General features: G+C 64.5%; 1 pseudogene. It reads right to left on the bottom strand.

From position 1 onward, the window contains the following. Nucleotides 1–68: 68 nt before the first annotated feature. Nucleotides 69–1267: pseudogene (locus NKI35_RS31220) on the bottom strand (IS256 family transposase). Nucleotides 1268–1390 lie beyond the last annotated feature (123 nt).

Raw genomic sequence — 1390 nt, 5'->3', positions numbered from 1 at the left:
GATCGTGTCCCGCGGCGCGGTTTAGCTGGCGGCATTAGTCGCCGTGCTCTCCGGCATGGCCGGGCTGATCAGCGGGCCACGGCTGGCAGGCTGATCAGGGGATCATCGCTCATCTGGCTGATCGTTTCCAGAGTCATATATCTGGCCCGCTGCACTGCCCATTCATCGTTCTGTTCGAGCAGGATTGCGCCGACGAGGCGCACGATCGCATCGTCGTTCGGGAAGATTCCGACGACCTCGGTGCGCCGCTTGATCTCGCCGTTGAGACGTTCGATCGGATTCGTCGAGTGGAGCTTGGCGCGATGTTCCTTGGGGAAGGTCATGTAGGCCAGCACGTCGGGCTCGGCGTCGTCCATGATTATCGCCAGCTTCGGCACCTTCGGCCGGATCTGGTCGGCGACGGCGCGCCATTGTACGGACGCGGTCTCGGGCGTTTCCTGGGCGAAAGCGGTGGCGATGAAGGCTGAGACGACCCTTCGGCCGCTCTTGCCGGCATGGGCCAGCACGTTCCTCATGAAGTGGACGCGGCACCTCTGCCATGTCGCGCACAGCACCTTGGTGACGGCCGCCTTGAGGCCTTCGTGAGCATCGGAGACGACGAGCTTGACGCCGCGCAGGCCGCGACGTGTCAGCTTGCGCAGGAACTCTGTCCAGATCGGCTCGGCCTCCGAGGTGCCAATCTCCATGCCCAGTACCTCGCGCCGGCCGTCCGCGTTGACGCCGACGGCGATGATAACGGCGGCCGAGACGATCCGCCCACCGCGGCGGACCTTCAGGTAAGTGGCGTCGATCCACAGGTATGGCCAATCGCCCTCGATCGGCCGCTCGAGGAAGGCCTTCACCTTCCCGTCGATCTCCTCGCACAGCCGCGAGACCTGGCTCTTGGATATGCCGCTCATACCCATGGCCTTGACCAGGTCGTCTACCGACCGGGTCGAGATGCCTTGCACATAAGCTTCCTGGATGACGGCGGTTAGCGCCTTCTCGGCCATGCGGCGCGGTTCGAGGAAACCTGGGAAGTAGCTTCCCTTCCTGAGCTTCGGGATGCGCAGCTCGACCGTGCCGGCCCGCGTCTCCCAGTCCCGGTCGCGGTAGCCATTGCGCTGGGCGAGCGGCAGCGGGTTCTTCTCGCATAGCTGGCGCCGGTGGCCGCGCCCACCTCCATTTCCATCAGTCGCTCGGCGGCAAAGCCGATCATCTCCCACAGCAGATCGGCATCCGGGGTCTTCTCCACGAGCGTGCGCAGGTTCATCATGTCGTCGGTCATCGGTGGTCCTTCCGAAATGGGTTGGCGTCAACAACCAAACCCTACCGGAAAGCGCCGATGACCACCCACACGCCGCTCGCTCGCTACAGCGCTACTAACGGCGCGCTCGTGAGCGGCTTCGCT

Origin of the sequence: Mesorhizobium sp. M0676 (assembly GCF_040320535.1) — a bacterium.
In the GTDB taxonomy this organism is placed as follows: Bacteria; Pseudomonadota; Alphaproteobacteria; order Rhizobiales; family Rhizobiaceae; genus Mesorhizobium.
This window is presented reverse-complemented; position numbering and strand designations above follow the sequence as displayed.